Here is a 16,591-nt window from a genome sequence, read left to right on the forward strand (position 1 = left end):
TTAACGAAAACTTAAAATAAGTATCAAGTTTTTAATTGATATTTGCAGCATGAAAAAATACATTTCGGAATTAATAGGAACTTTTGCTTTAGTTTTTTGTGGTACAGGTGCAATGACGGTAAATGAAATAACTGGAGGAAGTGATTTAACACATACGGGGGTTGCTATAACTTGGGGGTTAATTGTAATGGCAATGATATATGCTTTTGGAGAAATATCTGGTGCTCACTTTAACCCAGCTGTAACAATAGCTTTTGCTTTTGCTAAACGATTTTCTTGGAAAGAAGTTCCGAAATATATTATTGCACAGTTATTAGGAGCATTATTAGCAAGTTTTATTTTATGGGTGTTGTTTCCTGCAAGTGAATATTATGGAGCAACGATTCCGACATTAGAACCGTGGCGAGCATTTATTTTAGAACTATTATTAACTTTCTTTTTAATGTTAACTATTATTAATGTTTCTACTGGAAGTAAAGAAGTTGGTGTTATGGCAGGAATTGCTATTGGTGGAGTTGTATTATTAGAAGCAATGTTTGCAGGACCAATGACAAAAGCCTCTATGAATCCTGTTCGTTCTATCGCACCAGCTTTAGTGTCTGGTCATTTAGAACATTTATGGTTGTATATATTAGCTCCAATTTTAGGTGCTTTATTAGCGGTGATTTCTTGTAAATTAGTAAAAGACGATACTTGTTGTAATGAAGGATGTTAGTATTTTAGGTTGTGGTTGGCTAGGGAAACCTGTGGCTATATTTTTAAAAAGTAAGGGATTTAAAATAAAAGGATCTACCACGTCTGTAGATAAGTTAACCATTTTAAAAGAAGACGGAATTCATCCTTTTTTAGTTGATATTGATGAGGTTATTGAAGAAACAATTCAACCATTTTTAGCATCTGAGATATTGATTGTTGCAATTACTTCAAAGAATGTTTTGGGTTTTAAAAGTTTACTTAAAGAAATAGAAAAATCTCCTATTAAAAAAGTACTCTTCGTAAGTTCTACTTCTGTATATCCGAGTTTAAATAGAGAAGTTACAGAAGAAGATGCAACAATAAACGCTCCTTTAGTTGAAATAGAAAATGCTTTTAGAGAGAATGTAAATTTTGATACAACCATAGTTCGTTTTGCAGGATTGTTTGGGCAAGAACGACAGCCAGGAAATTGGTTTAAAGACAAGGAAATACCACACCCAAAAGGTTTTGTAAATATGATACATCAAGATGATTGTATCGAAATTTTGTATCAAATAATTACACAGAATGTTTTTGGTGAAGTTTTTAATGCTTGTTCAAATCATCATCCAACGCGTGAAGAGTATTATATAAATGCTAGAAAAAAATTAAACAAAGAATTACCAGTTTTTAATGACTCTGTGGCTTTAAAATATAAAATTATAAATTCAGATAAAGTACAAAAGCAATTAGGCTACACTTTTATTTACGATGATTTGTTAGCTATTTAAGCGTTGTTCATTCAAAATCAATTGCTCTATTTTACTATTGTCATTTTTATTTTGAACATGCTTTGAATTTTCTAATAAAACAGTGTTTTTTAAAGATGGAAAAATACTTTTTGCACGTTTAAGCATCTTTATTCCTGGAAACATAATATCTTTTTTTGCAGCAATTATGGTAATTGGTGTTTTTAGTAATGAGGCCTCTTTTTGTTTTATTACAGGAACGGGAGTGAAATCCATTTTAAAATGTAAAAATACTTTAGATAAGTAGTTAAGAGCAAATTCATCTTTATCTGTGAAAAGTGTATTTAAAAAATTTTCAAGATATTTTCTTTTTTGAGTTTTTATATATCGTTTCATAGGAATAAATACCTTGAATAATGCCACTAATGGGTTTCCATTTACTATAAATGCAGGAGCTGATAGAAATACTTCTTTAATGTTATTTTCATTTTGAATTAATGTTTTAAGAATTATTAACCCACCAAATGAAAAACCAGCCATAGTTACATTTTTTAATTCAAGCTTATTAATTAGTTCGTTTATCCATAATCCATAACTGTTATCTTTCATACTTAATCTAGTTTCAGCACTTTTGTTTGGTTGCGCTAAAACATCTATTGCAAATATTTGAAATTTTTTAGAGAGAGTAGGATAAGTTTCTAAGGAGATAGGAGCACAGCCATTTGATCCATGCACTATTATTAAAGGAGGTTTTGTAGCATCACCAACTATAATAATGTTAGTTTCTCCAAAAATGGTGTCAATCAACTTACATTTATATGTTATTTGTAATTCCTTTAACTTTTGATTGTAAAGATTTATTATTTCTTTTTTTCCAAATTCTGACTTGTATAATGATGCCATTTTGTATTTTTAGGACAAATTTACTAATAATATTTTTTTAGGACAAGTTTACTAATGAGTAAAAGAAAAAAAATGATTTTAGAAACAGCAAGAACCCTTTTTAATAAAAGTGGTTATAGTCAAGTAACTATAAGAATGATTGCTTTAGAATTAAATATGAGTTCAGGTAATTTAAACTATCATTTTAAAAAACGAGAAGATATATTTGAAGCTTTGTATTTTGAAATGGTTTTAGAATTTGATGAAAGAATTGAGAGCTTACGAAATATGGACTTGTCAATGTCTCAAATTAGAAATGATATTGAGCATAGTATGAGAAGAATGATTGCTTATAAATATTTTTGGACAGATTTATATAATCTTTTAAATGTTAGTGAGAAAGTAAAAAAACATTTTACAGAAGTTTATACAAATAGGGTTGATGGTTGCTTGTTTTTGTTTAAAATGATGAAAAATAAAAATTTAATGAGAGATGCCTCTTTTAACGTAGAGTATAATTTATTGGCAGAAAGAATGGTTAATTATGGGAATACGTGGTTGTATTCTACTGGACTTTATTCAAATATTTTAAAAGAAACAGCAATAGATAATCAAGTAAATGCACTTTTTAGTATGTTGTATCCATTTCTTACAGATAAAGGTAAAAAAGAATTTAAAAATGTATTACCAATTTTTTTTGATTAATATAGTATAGAGAGAACTTGTTTAAAAAGTACTTTCCTTTTTTATTTGTTTTAAATAGTTTGGTAAATTATTTTTCATAAACTTTAATCCTTTATTATAAACATCTACTAAATATACCTGTTCTTCTTTCATTCCTTTTTTAATCCATGCTTTTTCAGCTTTTAAATCTCCTTTTCTAATAATAATGAGCTCATAATATTTAATATCAGAATTAAAATCAGTTATGGTTACTTGATTAAAATCTGAAACTTTTGGATCATTATTTATATTACGTTGTCCAATATCAGCCCCCATAAAAACATCACAATTAATGAATTTATAATGAGGGTTATTGTTGTCATAATTACGATAAGTTCTTTTATCTCCATTCTTGAGGATAAATTCTTTTATTTTTTCAAACTCTTCAAGGTTTATTAAACTTGTAATATTAGTAAAATTCATACTTAATTTGTTTTTGAAAATACTCTTTTGAGAGTATGAAGTATAACTCATTACAAAAAGTATTATTAGAGGTAATATTTTGATTGTCTTTGTCATTTTTTCTAATTAGCAATAATATTTCTTGTATTACCTAAGCGTTGTATTTGTAATATAGGCTAGTAGGAGTGTTAAATTTATGTAGCTTTAAGTTGTTGGTTTGTATTTGTTTATATCTGTTTTAAGAAGGGGGGATACCTTAAGTAATTAGTAATAAAGTGGTTTCAATTCATTAAATAGTCAAATCATTTATTTTGCTATAAATAATAACAAAATAAATGATTTAACGGGATACAGGGCCTCTTTATACAGCCTAAAACCAAATTAGGTTATAAGATTTTTTCATTTTATCCCCATCCATAATTTGTATCGTTAAATATAAATTCTTTCATTAATCTTATAAAAAGGCCTCCAACTCCGAAAGCTATTTTATCTTGTTCTGGAAAATCATCATTGTCTTCAACAATTAATCCATGGTCAGCTATTATAATTACAGGTTCTCCTAAAGCATTTTTTCTTTGATAATCCCAAATAATCCAATTTTGACCAGCGTCACAAAATCCTTGGTGTATTTCCTCATCACCTTCAAGTTCTTCTAACATAAATTCAGATGAAGGAGCTTCACCATCGTAGCCGTAAAAACCTATGTCATTAGGTACTCCATCGCCAAATGTTATTGTATTGTGCATTCGAACTACAGTTTTATAAGATTCTGGTGTTTTTAAGTTCGTATCTTTAAAGTCACCGTTATAAGCAGCTCCAAAAGTTATAGAAACTTCCTCTTCATCATCATTATTAAAATGGATGTTTAAATCATCTTCATATTTTACATTAACAATTTTAGTAGAAATTTCTTTTAATATTTTAATACATGCAGGAGTTAAAGCCCAAGGTTTAAAATAAGTTACAAATGCATTTGCTAATTCTACGCCTTCTAATGAAGATAATTCTTTTGGTGTCATAGTATTTATTTTATGTTTAATTTTTATGATACACAAATATCTTATACTTCAGATAATTTACTCACCCTGTTTCCAGTGAAAAATTGCTAAATATTTCTCGTAAATGGTTTGTATAATAGAAATAGTTGGTTTAAATGTACTTAAATAAAGTGTTTAATTTAAAAGCAAAAACGGTTTGAGTACTCACTCAAACCGCTATATATATTAAGTTATATTATTGTTACATAACAAAATTTCCGTTATCTTTTTCATCTACCCAACGTGATATAGATATATTATAGGAATGTTGGTGGCTAGATTGATGTGCAATAATCTTATCGTTTTCAATTACCATAATAAAATTAAGTTTGTAACTTGTTATAGAACCTCCATTTTGCCAAGAAATCTCATAAACACCAGAATCAATTCTTTGGCCATCTGTTTTATTTAGATATATTTCTTCTTGCGCAAGAGACAATCCATCCATTTTAAATAATGTAGCATAGTAATCTTTTATTTCTTCTTTGTTTCGTCTTATTCTACTTGAAAAAGATGGAACTAAAACAGCATTATTGTGATATAAAGACATTATTCCTTCTAAATTTTTACTGTTTACATTTTGTAGCAACTTGTTGTATATTGGTACTTGTGGATCAGCAAGAGCATCTTCATTATCTAGTTTGAAAATAGTTTTTTCGGTAAAAGAACTTTTAAATTGGTTCCAAACTTCTTGATTTGATTTACCTAATCTTTTCATAAAAATGAATTGAATAATAGCATGTGCAGTTAATACAATGAGTAAACCTTCGAAAATTCCTAGTTTAAAAACTAGTAAACCGCAAACAGCTGCAAGAATTAAGGCGTATCTACCTTCTGCTCTTACATGTGAAATATTAGCGACCATTTTCCAACCAGAGTAAACCATAATAATTCCTAATGCATATTCTGGTAAAGTTGTTATTACTATTGGAAAAAGAACTACTAAAAATAAAAAAGCTGCTGTAAATAAATTAGAGAGCTTTGTTACCGCCCCAGCTACAGTATTTGTTGTACTTTTTGCTAAACCGTCTAAATTTGTCATTCCACCAAACAAAGTTGCTCCAAGATTAGCAATCCATATAGCCAATAAACTGTTATTAGTGTCACATTCTCTTTCTAGAGGATCCATTTTTTCTATGGCTACGTTGCTCATTACTTGCTCTATAACATCTATTGTACCTAACATCATGGCAAAACCGACCATTTTAAGAAGCATTAAACTGCTTTCTGAACTACTCATATCCATAAAATGGGGTAGTGGAAGTGATAATTTAAAAGGTATCGATTCTATAGATATTTTTGGTAAATCAATAAAAAATGAGATTCCTATACTTGTAGCCATAATAATGAAATAAGGCAATGCAGGCATTTTTTTCTTATAATATTTGTAAAGTAAAATAAATATGGTAAACGAAATAATAGATAGAATAGCTATTTTGTCTCGGTTAAAATTTAACCAATCTATGTGTATCCAATCGTTAAAATTGTGTAACTCTCCAGATTGTAATTCGAATAAAAAGGGTACAAATTTTAGTGCTATTTTAAGACCAACACCAGCCAATAATCCTTCTACCAAATAGTGTGGAACAATTCGCAAAATGTATTTTTCTAATCTAAATTTCCAAACGATTATTTGAAAAATAGAGGTAAGTAATATTACAAATGGCATATTCTCCATTCCAAAACTCATTACCCCTAAAGCCATTGCGGGAGCTAAACCTGCTGCAACTCCAGGCATTCCTGTATAGTTACCTGGTTTTATTAGGTAAGTTATAAAACTTACTATTCCTGCAAAAATTGCCGTATAAAGCCCTATCATAACTGGGTAGTCAGACATTAAACAAATTCCGACTGTTAATGGAACTGCCATAACTCCTGTTACAGTTCCTGCTAATGCATCTCTTTTGAGATACATAAAAATATTTTTTGTATTCATGTTTTATTGACTCTAAATTGATTGTATTAATGCGCACCGAACAAACAGTCAGTTTGCACATGTAAAATGTAAATTATTAAAAATGAGATTATCTTATACTTTAGATAAATCGTTTATTTAAAAACTAACAATCAATTTTAAGGGAGCAATAAAGAATAAAAAGTGGGAGTTTTTGAGATAAGCTTCTAGAGTTTAAAACTAAAGAAGAAGTGTAATCAAAATATTGAAGAAAAGATGTTCGAAAAGCTAAAGCTGCGATTCCATTATTTCCTCCATCATCAGAATTAGAAATATCTACATCAAATGATAATTCATCAATCTCCGAAATAGATTCTTCAAGCTCAGTTTCAACAAAAGATTGGTTAAAAAAGGAAGAATCATTTACGTTAATAGTTAAGGAAAGAATTCCTATAACTAGTAATGAAAAAATAATATGCTTCTTGATAAATTTCATAAACGGATACAAATGTAAAAATTGTTTTTGAATTTGTCTTAGTTTTTTAATGGAAGCTAATATTAAGTATAAGAAACGTAGGAAAAGTGATGTGTTTGAGATTTACACAAACTAAATACAATATTTTGCGTTTATTTTTTTATCGAAAGTCGCCAAATTCTATATTTGGCGACTTTATAAATAAATCAAGATCTTTTAGGAAGTCAAAATTAACCGATGTTTTGTATTCATAGTTTTTTTGAGTTCTATAAGTTTATTTCAATGTTTAATTGTTTATCTAATATTCCTTTTCCGCCAGCCATTAAATCTCTGATTTCTCCTTTATCAATTCTCAAATTTGTGATAATTAAACTAGGAGAAGGTTGTTTCATATATTTACCTTGTTGAATATGAAAACTTCTTTTCTTAATTTTTAGAATATCAAATAAATAACAAGCAAGTGGGCCAGCGGCCATTCCTGTTCCAGCTTCTTCTAGTATTCCATAACGAGGACCAAACATTCTTGAAGTAGCATCATATTTTGTATCTGTAGAAAAAACATAGTAGCCAATTAAATCTAATTCGTCACTGACTTTTGATATCAAGTCAAAATCTGGAGTTATATTTTTTAAAATTTCAAAACTCTTAACAGGAATAAGTATAAATGAATTTCCTGTGTTAACTAACTTAATTGGAGCGTTTGTAATTAAATCCGTTTTCTTTAGGCCTAATGATTTTAGAATAGCACTTTCTTTGTGGCTTACATTTGTGTATTTTGGCGATAATTGTTCCATAAAAGCTAAATCTCCAATTATTTCTATTTTTCTTTTTCCATCTATAGTTTCTTTTGAAGAGCTATTGTTTTTTAAAATTCCGATTTGTTTTAGGTAAGAAAATGTGGCTACAGTAGCATGACCGCAATGTGCTATTTGTTTATTGGGGGTGAAAAAATCTAATTTAAAGTCTTCTGTTTTAGATTTAGAAACAAAAGCGGTTTCCGATAAACCTACTTTTTTAGAAATTTCAAGTTTATTCTTATTAGATAAATCATCTGCGTTTAAAACTACACCTGCAGGATTACCTCCTTTTCCATTTTCTGAAAAAGCGTTAATAATTTGTACTTTAACTATTTTTTTTGAACTGTCCATTTTTATTTTTTATATGTTATATAAGATGGACGATAGAGGTTATAAAAAGACGTAGCTAAATTTAATTATTTTCAAAATCTATTAACTTTCCAGTACTATCAGATTCTACATTTGGACAGTTTAAAATATTTTTTCTTAGAATTTCTTTAGCTTTTTGAATTCTTGATTTTGTTCCGGAGTATGAAATTTTTAAATGTTCTGCTAGTTCTTTTTGCGAATAATTTTTAAAGGATGTTAAAATAATTGCTTCTTTGTGTAGAGAAGAAAGGTTTTTTATTTTTTGATTGATACAATTTGTTAAATTCGAATAATCAAAACTATTCGTATCTATTTCAGGAATATCTATCTCGTTTATTGAGATATTTTTGTTTTTTACTTTTCTAAAATAATCAATAATATTATTTCTTGTAATTTGATAAACCCAAGAGGTAAGTTTAGAAGTATGTTTTAATTGGTGAATTTTAGTTTGAATTTTTAAGAAAACCTCTTGATGTATATCTTTTGAAGTTTGTTCATCTTTTACTTTCTTTAAAATGAATTTATAAAGCTCTTCATTTAGGTCAATCCAAATAGTATTAATTTCAGTTTTCACAATTTTGTTTTTTGCTTTCACATAACGTTTCGGCTAACAAATCGTTACATTTTTTTCTTTTAGTTTATAAATATACCTAAACTTTTAATTTTTAGCGTATTTATCTCAAGTAGAAAATTCAAAAGCAATTTTTTAGGTTTTGTTATAGGCAGTTTAATTACTTTTTAATTTTATGAAAATATTTAAGTCATTATAGTCAATTATGGCATGAATTTCAGTTAGAATATCTGAACCTATAATTCCGTCAACCCTTTGGCCATTATAATCCATTATAGCTAAATTTATGTGGTCAAGATTCATTACAATAAATTCTTTATTATCTAATAATAAAGAATTTATTTCTAATTTAACATTTTTAGCTATCGCTATTGGTATATCTGTTCTTCCAGCTCCAGTTGCTACTATATCAGAAATAGTAGCGTTAATATTCAGTCTTTCTTTTTGATTTTCATCAATAACCGAATTAGAAGCTCCGGTATCAACAACAAACCTTGCTTTTTTCTCATTAATTTTTACTGATAAAAGAATATGACCTGTTGTTTCTTTTTCAATTGAAGTTTTTATAAAGCCAGTTTTGATTAATTCTTTTTCAAGTTTAAAAGAATGCTTCGTGTTTTTTACACAACTAGTAATTATAAGAGCTAATAAAAAATAAATTGTTCTTTTCATTAATTTTTCGGGTATTGTTGATTGTTATGCTTTTACATATTACTTATTAAAACCTTTATTTCTCGATATATCGTATCAGTAAAAGGTGTATCTACGTTTATTTCTTTTCCGTAATTAATTATAGCACCCGCGAATAGTTCTAGTTCGTTATATTCTTTTCCTGAATTAACATCAAGTTGTAAGGATGTTGGTGTTTTTAATGGAAAAGTTAAGGCTTTTTCAAATGTTTTTTGAATAATATTATCGTCTAAATAGATTCCTTTTCTATTTGCAATTAATTTTATTTCAATCATAATTTTTGTAGCCTCTTCTTTTTGTAATTTAACTGAGCAAACTTCACTAATAGATGAATTGTATTTAGCACTTACTAAACCAAAACTTGCAATAAAAATAAATTTTGTCCAAATATCAATTTGAGAATCTTCTTTAAAATTAAAATTGATGTTACTTTCTTTTATTAAGTTTATAACCCAATCAATATTTCCAGAAATATGTTCTGGATCTTTACCAAAAATTAATTGACCTGGTTTTCCTTTGTGTTCAACGATTCCTTTTTCTTTTATATGAGATGCTACATAAACACAAGAAGGTAAGATTATATTATTAGATATTATTTTACGAATTCTATCATAAATATCAGCTCCATTCATCATTGGTAGTAAAACTGTATTTTTAGTAATTACTTTTGATAGTTGGTTGCAAACATTCTCTAAATCATATTCTTTAACACAGATGAGTACCAAATCAGGATTTTTAATTTCTGAAATATTCTGATAAATAGCACTAGGGTTTGTTGTGTTGTTTTTGTGTTCAGAAGAAAGTAATGTAAGTCCTTTTTCCTTAACTATTTTATATGTATTAGTTCTAGCTATAAATGATATTTGGTGTTGTTTATATGTTTCGTTACTTTGACATATTTTAAACCCAAAATAACCACCAACACCTCCAAGACCTATAATAACAATATGTTTTTATTCATTTTTTGTTTTTTTACAAATATGAAAACTCTCGAATGAATAAGCACTTGATAAATGACAAGAAATTATGTTTTACTAATTTCTTTTCTAATTCTACTTAATGAACTGTCAGTGATACCTAAATAAGAAGCAATAATTTTTAGAGGAACATTTTGAAAAATTTGAGGTTGTTTTTCTATAAGGTTTAAATATCTTGTTTCTGCTTTTTTACTTGCCATTTCAATAACTCTGTCATTTAATTTAGAGTAATTTATAACAAATAGTAGTCTGCTAAATTCTCTGAATTCAGAAATGTTATGAAAATTTTTCTGTACATTATCTAAGCTTGTTTCCCAAAATGAACAGTCGGTTATCGTTTGATATGTTTCTTTTGTTGGTTGTTTTTTGAAAAAAGATAAAAAATCATTTACAAAACAAGGAGCCGAATAAATGTTTGTAGTAATTTCTTCATTATCCTCATTTAGAATATATGAACGCATATATCCCTTCTCTAGAAAAAATGTTTTCGTACTAATAGAATCTTTATCAAGTAGTTTTACATTTTTATCTAATGTGAAATCAGAAAATGTTTCTGTGATTTTTTCAATAACTTCTTTTTGTATAGGAAATAAAGAATTGAAATAATTATTAAGTATTGATTTATCCATCAGTCTATTTTCCGTTACAGAATGTTTTGGTTAAATTATATTTTAATAGAGTTTATGTTTTTTAAGTTTTAGTTTCTACTTTTTTTCTTTCCGTAAAATTTTCTCCATTTTACGACCTCTTGCCAATTCATCAATCAGTTTTTCCATACGTCTACATTGTTTATACAATTCAAATTCATCTTCTATTTCTTCAATTCGATAACCACAAACAACTCCTTTAATTAAGTGTGCGTTTGTATTTATTTTAGCTTTTTCAAAAAATGTTCTAAAAGTTACCTTTTCATCAATAAGTGCTTGTAAAGTATTTTTATCAAAACCAGTAAACCATTTAATTACCTGATCTAATTCTTCTTTTGTTCTACTATTTTTTTCTAATCTATTTAGATAAAGTGGATAAATGGATGCGAATATCATATTGGCAACCTTTTCATCTTTTTCGGCTGTAACTTTCATTTTTATTTGATGTGATATAGTTTGTTACGTGTTTTAAGCAGCGAATTACTTTTATGCTAAGTTAACACTTTAATAAAAGAGTTAAATTTAATACCTCTAAATTAGAAAGAATAAAAGTGAGAATTAACTAGTATTTCAATAATCGACTCTATTTTAGGCTTATAATCACCGATGTATTTACAAAGTTTGAAAACTCAAAAAAAGCTGTAGTTATGTTGATGTAACTTTTAAAATAGGTGAGTTAGGTAATAGTGTAAGAGAAAAGAGAAGGATAAAATAAAAACTATCTTTTTCTCAGTAGCCTGCACAGGTGATCGATAATTTTCTTCTTCAATAGGTGTTATATGCCAGCTTCTATGAAGCTTATAACCATAATCTTGAATAGCAGGAGAAATGATCATTTCTACTCTCATTCTGCCAACGTTGGTATCAAATTCATTTTATAATCTATGATAGGAGGGAGTGTCTTAGATACCGTTATTTAATACATCATTCTAAACTATTACTCCATTATTTTTTTTATATTTTCTTTTGGTATGTACATTGTATTTGATATATAACGTTTAGGCATACCCATATAACCAACTGATGTAGCAACACAACTTATACAGTTCGGTTCTTTATTTAATAAATTTGATACCTCTTTTAATACTATATTTTTTCTGTCAGCCGAACTGAGATTATTATCATATATTTTTGTTTTGAAAAATGTTTTTACTACATAATTATATTTTGTAGTTTTTGACTTCAATTCCAGATCACTAACTGATGATAAAATAAAACCTTTATCATTAGAAAAATCATTTTTACTTATAGATTTATTTAAGAAAAAACATGTTATTCCTCCGTTAACATGTTCTTTTCTTAAATTATCAGTAAGTTCAATATCTGATGTGAAATAAAGATAAAAAGAATTTTCATATTTTATATTTTCTTCAATTTTAACAAACTCAATATTTGCAATAGGTATGTCGTGATTTAGAACTTGGTGTCTACAGTAAAATATGAATGAAATTATTGTAATGAAGATTATATATTTTTTGTATTTCATAAATTATTTTTTTGATAAGAATAGCTTTATATGATGTAATAACATATCGGATGCTGAAATATTGGTGCTTTTTAAATTTTTTTTAAACATATATCCTGCACTACGATGATTACAACTACACTCATCATTAATTTGCATACCTGTTTTCGGGCGCCATTGCTCGCCTAAATCAGCTATTAAATCATCAGCTTGATAATCTTTAGGATATGTGCTTATTTGTAGCCAATAAGTAGCTTTAGGCTTTGGTGCTCCCCAAAAAATATCTGAAACATAAGTTACTGCGGAGCCAAGACCAACAGGATCAAGTGTAATTAATAAATCTACATTATAGCCTTTATCAGTTAATATTTGTGATAAGTGTGCGCCATTCCAACCACCAAGACTATGCCCAATAATATAAATTGCGGTATTTTCTTTGTTTGTTATTTTTGAAATTACATTGTTTTGAATATCATTATCTCCCCTCACTTCATTATATCCTAAATAAACACTTTCGTAAGGTTTTTTTAATTTCTCATTTTCAATAATATCGTCAAATTTATCTTTTACTTCTAAATTAACAATTTCAGTAGCAGGGATTCCATAATATGATTCTTTATCACTTGCGCCTCCTATGTAAAGCACTAACACTTCTTTTACAATCGTTGTTTTTACGCCTACGATTTCGGTATGTTTTTTAAGGTAGGGCATTAGTAATATCTCTTTACCTTGTTGTTTACTGTCTTTTGCAGTGTATTTTATTTCTTCACCTTGTTGTTCTAATTGTGTTTCTTTATCCCCAATTTTTAGCATCCATTTAATACGTTGCTTTTCTTGCTGGCTTGGCGTTTGATTGTATGAAGTTACCTTGTAAGTTCCTTCTTCGTTTAATTTTAACTCTTTTGGTCCAATTACTTTTGTAACTAAAATAGTTTTTTGTGCAGCAGCCTGCACAGGCGATTTGTAACTTTCTTCTTCAATAGGTGTTATATGCCAGCTTCTATGAATTTTACAACCGTAATCTTGTATAGCAGGAGAAATTATCATTTCTACCCTCATTCCGCCACCATTCGCATCAAATTTAAACTGATAATAAACAACAGGCGCATCTTTAAAATACCAATCTTTTAAATTGTCTCCATTTGCATCGTAGAAAACAATTTTTCCATTGTCAATAGGGTATCCTCGTTTATAAAGTTTATAATTAACAGTCTTCATACGTTCTAAAAAACGAAAATTTGCTTCGAAATTGAAAACAAATTTAAGTAAGCCGCCTTTATTATAGAATATAGGAACACCCTTATATTTGTTAAAATCTTTAGTGTAAACGGTTTCTACTGTTAATAAGTCTACTACATGTCCCAAAAAATGCAATTGTGATTTTGCCATAATTTTTTTCTTTACAATTAATAAATGTGTAAATCATAAGTGTTTGGTTTGGGAGGTATTGTTCTTTGTAAAAAGAACATTGCTTTTTTTTACAAATGTATTTCATGAAAAAGAGAAAAGGCATTAAAAAGCCGTAAAAAAAGTAAGGCAAAACCATCTTTTTTTGTTTGTGTAGTTACTCTTTGCGGTTAGTACGTTAATAGTTGCAACGTGGTAGTTGCTCTTTGTGGTTGGTACGCTAACACTTACAATAGGGGAGTTGCTCTTTGCAGGCGGTACGCTAACAGTTATAGCGAGGTAGTTGTTCTTTGCAGTTGGTGCGCTGACAGTTGCAGCAAGGTAGTTGCTCTTTGCGGTTGGTACGCTAACAGTTGCAGCGAGGTAGTTACTCTTTGCAGTTGCTACGCTAACAGTTGCAGTAGGGTAGTTGCTCTTTGCAGGCGGTACGTTAACAGTTGCAACGTGGTAGTTACTCTTTACGGTTAGTACGTTAACAGTTGCAGCGAGGTAGTTGCTCTTTGCGGTTGGTACGCTAACAGTTGCAGTAGGGTAGTTGCCCTTTGCGGTTAGTACGCTGAGAGTTTCAGCGAGGTAGATGGTCTTTGCAGTTGGTACGCTGATAATTGCAGTAAATTTTTTATAGTTTTAACTTTAAGTCGTTAAAAATTTCTTTAAACATTTCTCCTGGGGCTATGTCAATAGCCAAAGCAATAAAAAAGAAAAGCTCTAAAACTAGAAAGGACTTACATTTCTGAATGTTTTTTATCGATTACATGGGCTCTCGAAATGGGTTTTAAATTGCTTGGTATTTATTTCCAACAAACTTTAATTTCTTTACGCACTCATTTAAGCAGTCGGCAAATCGTGTTTTGTAAATTGCTAATTCAATGAAAGAACCGTTTTTTTTAACAATTCTATATTTACCTATTCGAAAATTCATTTTAAACCGTAGAATTATTGTTCGAATTCTAGACTTTTCTTCAATTATTTTTTCACCATTAATAAACTCCATGTAATCTAATCTATCAATTTCTTGGCCTAAAATCTTGGTATTTGTTTTTTTGCAGATAATGTAAATGTATTTAGTAGTAACTACAATTCTTGTAGATCTATTCATTTTGATTAAAAGTACTTCTAATTCGTTACTATCTAAGACTATATTTTCTTTTAATTTATTATTTGGATTGTCAAATAAAGTGATTCCTTTACTATTACTATAATATTTTAACTTTTTTAAAATCTGAGATCTTAAGGCTTCTTTTGTCTTTTTCAATGATGTGTTTATTGCTTATCTGTTTGGTCATCAGTCTTTGTTGGGACTAATAATAGTCTAACGTCAACATCTAATATATTTGCAATCTTTCGAAGAACTTCAATGCTTGGTTGTGCATTATTATTGCAATAGTTTGTTACTATTACGTAACTTTTTTCAATTTTTTCAGATAACCATGTTTGCGTTCTTCCTTGTTCTTTTAATACTTCCTTAATTCTATTCATTTTTACCATTAACAAGACATATTAAAGTTTCTTTATACTATTTTAATAATATAAGAAAACACTTCATTTTATAGACCTTATATTAATATACTAAATTACAATATAAAAACGTATTGTTTGTTGTTGTAAAATAGTATATATTTGTATTGAATTACAATATGTTTAGGGAATTATGAGCAAAAGATATACCAAATCCGATTTAGAGCAGATTGTTTATAAGCAATTAGAAAACTTAAATGCCATGCATGATTTATTAAGTATTATGAAAGTTCAAAATGATTTGATTCAAAATATAAATAAAACTCTAAAAGATGAAATAGGTCAGTTTAAAGAACAGCAAATAATGTGTTCTACACGTAGAAATCCTTGATTTTTGTTTTTATGAAATTATAAGTTGGTGTAACGGTTATCGATATTGGCAATAGGCTTTTCTATTCATTAGTAGGAATCATAGGTTCAATTAATTCTTTCAATAGTTTTTTTCCGATAACAAAATCAAGAAACCAGATTAATTTATTTGGTACAGTTGAGTTGTCAAAAAGGTCAATGTTGTTATTTAAATCTAAACTCCATGTTAAATATCCTTTAGAAGCTATTTGATGTAAACATATATCTGATAAAGATTTTTCCATACCTAACCATTTTCCTCCACCAATTGAAGGGATAAACTTATTAGTATGAGTTTTTTTCAATGAGTTTTGAGTGTTTTGAAAGAAGTTCCCATGAGCACTTTCTGATAAGCTTGAATAGTGTTCTTTTCTTATTTCTTTCCAACAAACTTCTATAATGTTTTTTGTTTCATTTTTTAGATGTTTGTTAATACCAATCATTACATGTTCAGCTTGAGATTGTAATGTTTTATTTTTAGGAGATATATATGGATTTCCTTTTTTATTTAATTGAGGTTTAATATGAATTTCAAAAAAATCTTTTTTATTTAAAATACATAAAGCTAAATCTGAAATTTCTATTGAATTTCGATAAATGTTTTTAGCTTGAGTGTCTAGCCCTAAATTAAATAGATGTTTTACAGATAGTAAGTTATTTGTTAGATGAATTTGTAGATGAGTAAAGTATTCTTTTTGTGTTGGAATAGGATTATGTTTTAATTCTTGTGATTCTTTTAATAAGATATTTGTAAGGCTAAGATTCCATAAAATTAAAGAGTTTAAAGCCAGATCATAAACCTCATATTTTTCTTTGAAAAAGAATTCATTTTCAAAATTGAATTGATTGTTTTGAAACAAATTCTCAAATTGATTTAAAGATTCGGTTAACTCACTTTTTTTAAAACGTTCTTTAGGAACAATTTTTAAATTATCAATTAAGAATTTCTTGAATTTTTGCATTTT

At 28.0% G+C, this 16,591-nt stretch carries 21 protein-coding genes; 4 read left to right on the forward strand and 17 right to left on the reverse strand.

Annotation, left to right across the window (positions count from 1 at the left end; translation table 11 throughout):
* Positions 1–49: 49 nt before the first annotated feature.
* Both H518_RS0109020 and H518_RS0109025 read left to right on the forward strand, forming a co-directional pair.
* Positions 50–715, forward strand: a complete 666-nt coding sequence (locus tag H518_RS0109020; protein ID WP_028888750.1) for an aquaporin — start codon at positions 50–52, stop codon at positions 713–715.
* Positions 702–1,466, forward strand: a complete 765-nt coding sequence (locus H518_RS0109025; protein WP_028888751.1) for an NAD-dependent epimerase/dehydratase family protein — start codon at positions 702–704, stop codon at positions 1,464–1,466. Before H518_RS0109020 ends, H518_RS0109025 begins: the two co-directional genes overlap by 14 nt.
* Here the strand turns inward: H518_RS0109025 and H518_RS0109030 are convergent.
* Positions 1,455–2,327, reverse strand: a complete 873-nt coding sequence (locus tag H518_RS0109030; RefSeq protein WP_028888752.1) for an alpha/beta fold hydrolase — start codon at positions 2,325–2,327, stop codon at positions 1,455–1,457. The two genes, H518_RS0109025 and H518_RS0109030, sit on opposite strands and share 12 nt — an antisense overlap.
* A 54-nt stretch (positions 2,328–2,381) precedes the next feature.
* Here H518_RS0109030 and H518_RS20480 point away from each other — a divergent pair, with 54 nt between their 5' ends.
* Positions 2,382–3,011 (forward strand): TetR/AcrR family transcriptional regulator, encoded by a 630-nt coding sequence (locus tag H518_RS20480; RefSeq protein WP_028888753.1) that lies wholly within the window; start codon positions 2,382–2,384, stop codon positions 3,009–3,011.
* Between the two features lie 21 nt (positions 3,012–3,032).
* Here H518_RS20480 and H518_RS20485 read toward each other — a convergent pair whose 3' ends face one another.
* The 15 genes from H518_RS20485 to H518_RS0109105 all read right to left on the reverse strand — a co-directional run bounded on the left by H518_RS20485 (position 3,033) and on the right by H518_RS0109105 (position 15,239).
* Positions 3,033–3,452 (reverse strand): hypothetical protein, encoded by a 420-nt coding sequence (locus tag H518_RS20485; RefSeq protein ID WP_155995191.1) that lies wholly within the window; start codon positions 3,450–3,452, stop codon positions 3,033–3,035.
* A gap of 383 nt (positions 3,453–3,835) precedes the next feature.
* Positions 3,836–4,450, reverse strand: coding sequence for a hypothetical protein (locus tag H518_RS0109045; protein ID WP_028888755.1), 615 nt, complete (start codon positions 4,448–4,450; stop codon positions 3,836–3,838).
* Positions 4,451–4,670: 220 nt separating this feature from the next.
* The gene (locus tag H518_RS19570; RefSeq protein ID WP_205618007.1) at positions 4,671–6,383 is read right to left on the reverse strand and encodes a SulP family inorganic anion transporter; all 1,713 of its coding nucleotides are present in this window, start codon (positions 6,381–6,383) and stop codon (positions 4,671–4,673) included.
* 145 nt (positions 6,384–6,528) lie between these two features.
* Positions 6,529–6,858, reverse strand: a complete 330-nt coding sequence (locus H518_RS0109055) for a hypothetical protein (RefSeq protein ID WP_028888756.1) — start codon at positions 6,856–6,858, stop codon at positions 6,529–6,531.
* 245 nt (positions 6,859–7,103) lie between these two features.
* A complete protein-coding gene (locus H518_RS0109060) occupies positions 7,104–7,985 on the reverse strand; it encodes a PhzF family phenazine biosynthesis protein (RefSeq protein WP_028888757.1) in 882 nt (293 codons plus the stop codon).
* A gap of 61 nt (positions 7,986–8,046) precedes the next feature.
* Positions 8,047–8,577 carry a sigma-70 family RNA polymerase sigma factor gene (locus H518_RS0109065; protein ID WP_028888758.1) on the reverse strand — a complete coding sequence of 177 codons (531 nt, stop codon included), beginning with the start codon at positions 8,575–8,577 and terminating at the stop codon, positions 8,047–8,049.
* Positions 8,578–8,730: 153 nt separating this feature from the next.
* Entirely contained in the window at positions 8,731–9,246 is a 516-nt protein-coding gene (locus tag H518_RS0109070; RefSeq protein ID WP_028888759.1) for a retropepsin-like aspartic protease, read from the reverse strand.
* Positions 9,247–9,278: 32 nt separating this feature from the next.
* Positions 9,279–10,211, reverse strand: coding sequence for a ketopantoate reductase family protein (locus H518_RS0109075; protein ID WP_028888760.1), 933 nt, complete (start codon positions 10,209–10,211; stop codon positions 9,279–9,281).
* A gap of 77 nt (positions 10,212–10,288) precedes the next feature.
* Positions 10,289–10,870 (reverse strand): Crp/Fnr family transcriptional regulator, encoded by a 582-nt coding sequence (locus H518_RS0109080; protein WP_028888761.1) that lies wholly within the window; start codon positions 10,868–10,870, stop codon positions 10,289–10,291.
* Between the two features lie 75 nt (positions 10,871–10,945).
* Positions 10,946–11,323: a DUF2200 domain-containing protein gene (locus H518_RS0109085; protein WP_043706775.1), complete on the reverse strand. Its 378-nt coding sequence runs from the start codon at positions 11,321–11,323 to the stop codon at positions 10,946–10,948.
* A gap of 227 nt (positions 11,324–11,550) precedes the next feature.
* The gene (locus tag H518_RS21060) at positions 11,551–11,736 is read right to left on the reverse strand and encodes a hypothetical protein (protein WP_155995192.1); all 186 of its coding nucleotides are present in this window, start codon (positions 11,734–11,736) and stop codon (positions 11,551–11,553) included.
* An 89-nt stretch (positions 11,737–11,825) separates the two neighbouring features.
* Positions 11,826–12,374, reverse strand: coding sequence for a hypothetical protein (locus H518_RS0109090; protein WP_028888763.1), 549 nt, complete (start codon positions 12,372–12,374; stop codon positions 11,826–11,828).
* 3 nt (positions 12,375–12,377) lie between these two features.
* Positions 12,378–13,742, reverse strand: a complete 1,365-nt coding sequence (tssD, locus tag H518_RS20490; protein ID WP_051263720.1) for a type VI secretion system tube protein TssD — start codon at positions 13,740–13,742, stop codon at positions 12,378–12,380.
* A 793-nt stretch (positions 13,743–14,535) separates the two neighbouring features.
* The gene (locus H518_RS0109100; protein ID WP_028888764.1) at positions 14,536–15,015 is read right to left on the reverse strand and encodes a hypothetical protein; all 480 of its coding nucleotides are present in this window, start codon (positions 15,013–15,015) and stop codon (positions 14,536–14,538) included.
* An 8-nt stretch (positions 15,016–15,023) separates the two neighbouring features.
* Positions 15,024–15,239 carry a helix-turn-helix transcriptional regulator gene (locus tag H518_RS0109105; RefSeq protein ID WP_028888765.1) on the reverse strand — a complete coding sequence of 72 codons (216 nt, stop codon included), beginning with the start codon at positions 15,237–15,239 and terminating at the stop codon, positions 15,024–15,026.
* Between the two features lie 172 nt (positions 15,240–15,411).
* Here H518_RS0109105 and H518_RS0109110 point away from each other — a divergent pair, with 172 nt between their 5' ends.
* A complete protein-coding gene (locus tag H518_RS0109110; RefSeq protein ID WP_028888766.1) occupies positions 15,412–15,609 on the forward strand; it encodes a hypothetical protein in 198 nt (65 codons plus the stop codon).
* A gap of 61 nt (positions 15,610–15,670) precedes the next feature.
* Here H518_RS0109110 and H518_RS0109115 read toward each other — a convergent pair whose 3' ends face one another.
* On the reverse strand, positions 15,671–16,588 hold the full coding sequence (locus tag H518_RS0109115) for a hypothetical protein (protein ID WP_028888767.1): 918 nt from the start codon (positions 16,586–16,588) through the stop codon (positions 15,671–15,673).
* Positions 16,589–16,591: the final 3 nt, after the last annotated feature.

This window comes from Tenacibaculum ovolyticum DSM 18103 (assembly GCF_000430545.1).
Lineage (GTDB): Bacteria > Bacteroidota > Bacteroidia > Flavobacteriales > Flavobacteriaceae > Polaribacter > Polaribacter ovolyticus.

Excerpts from the sequence above, each read along its gene's own strand:
- H518_RS0109060 (WP_028888757.1), bottom strand. The coding sequence starts at position 7,985 with ATGGACAGTTCAAAAAAAATAGTTAAAGTACAAATTATTAACGCTTTT.
- H518_RS0109080 (WP_028888761.1), bottom strand. The coding sequence starts at position 10,870 with ATGGATAAATCAATACTTAATAATTATTTCAATTCTTTATTTCCTATA.
- H518_RS0109030 (WP_028888752.1), bottom strand. The coding sequence starts at position 2,327 with ATGGCATCATTATACAAGTCAGAATTTGGAAAAAAAGAAATAATAAAT.
- tssD (WP_051263720.1), bottom strand. The coding sequence starts at position 13,742 with ATGGCAAAATCACAATTGCATTTTTTGGGACATGTAGTAGACTTATTA.
- H518_RS20485 (WP_155995191.1), bottom strand. The coding sequence starts at position 3,452 with ATGAATTTTACTAATATTACAAGTTTAATAAACCTTGAAGAGTTTGAA.
- H518_RS0109115 (WP_028888767.1), bottom strand. The coding sequence starts at position 16,588 with ATGCAAAAATTCAAGAAATTCTTAATTGATAATTTAAAAATTGTTCCT.
- H518_RS0109090 (WP_028888763.1), bottom strand. The coding sequence starts at position 12,374 with ATGAAATACAAAAAATATATAATCTTCATTACAATAATTTCATTCATA.
- H518_RS0109105 (WP_028888765.1), bottom strand. The coding sequence starts at position 15,239 with ATGAATAGAATTAAGGAAGTATTAAAAGAACAAGGAAGAACGCAAACA.
- H518_RS19570 (WP_205618007.1), bottom strand. The coding sequence starts at position 6,383 with ATGTATCTCAAAAGAGATGCATTAGCAGGAACTGTAACAGGAGTTATG.
- H518_RS0109055 (WP_028888756.1), bottom strand. The coding sequence starts at position 6,858 with ATGAAATTTATCAAGAAGCATATTATTTTTTCATTACTAGTTATAGGA.
- H518_RS0109070 (WP_028888759.1), bottom strand. The coding sequence starts at position 9,246 with ATGAAAAGAACAATTTATTTTTTATTAGCTCTTATAATTACTAGTTGT.
- H518_RS20480 (WP_028888753.1), top strand. The coding sequence starts at position 2,382 with ATGAGTAAAAGAAAAAAAATGATTTTAGAAACAGCAAGAACCCTTTTT.
- H518_RS0109085 (WP_043706775.1), bottom strand. The coding sequence starts at position 11,323 with ATGAAAGTTACAGCCGAAAAAGATGAAAAGGTTGCCAATATGATATTC.
- H518_RS21060 (WP_155995192.1), bottom strand. The coding sequence starts at position 11,736 with ATGAGAGTAGAAATGATCATTTCTCCTGCTATTCAAGATTATGGTTAT.
- H518_RS0109045 (WP_028888755.1), bottom strand. The coding sequence starts at position 4,450 with ATGACACCAAAAGAATTATCTTCATTAGAAGGCGTAGAATTAGCAAAT.
- H518_RS0109110 (WP_028888766.1), top strand. The coding sequence starts at position 15,412 with ATGAGCAAAAGATATACCAAATCCGATTTAGAGCAGATTGTTTATAAG.
- H518_RS0109020 (WP_028888750.1), top strand. The coding sequence starts at position 50 with ATGAAAAAATACATTTCGGAATTAATAGGAACTTTTGCTTTAGTTTTT.
- H518_RS0109025 (WP_028888751.1), top strand. The coding sequence starts at position 702 with ATGAAGGATGTTAGTATTTTAGGTTGTGGTTGGCTAGGGAAACCTGTG.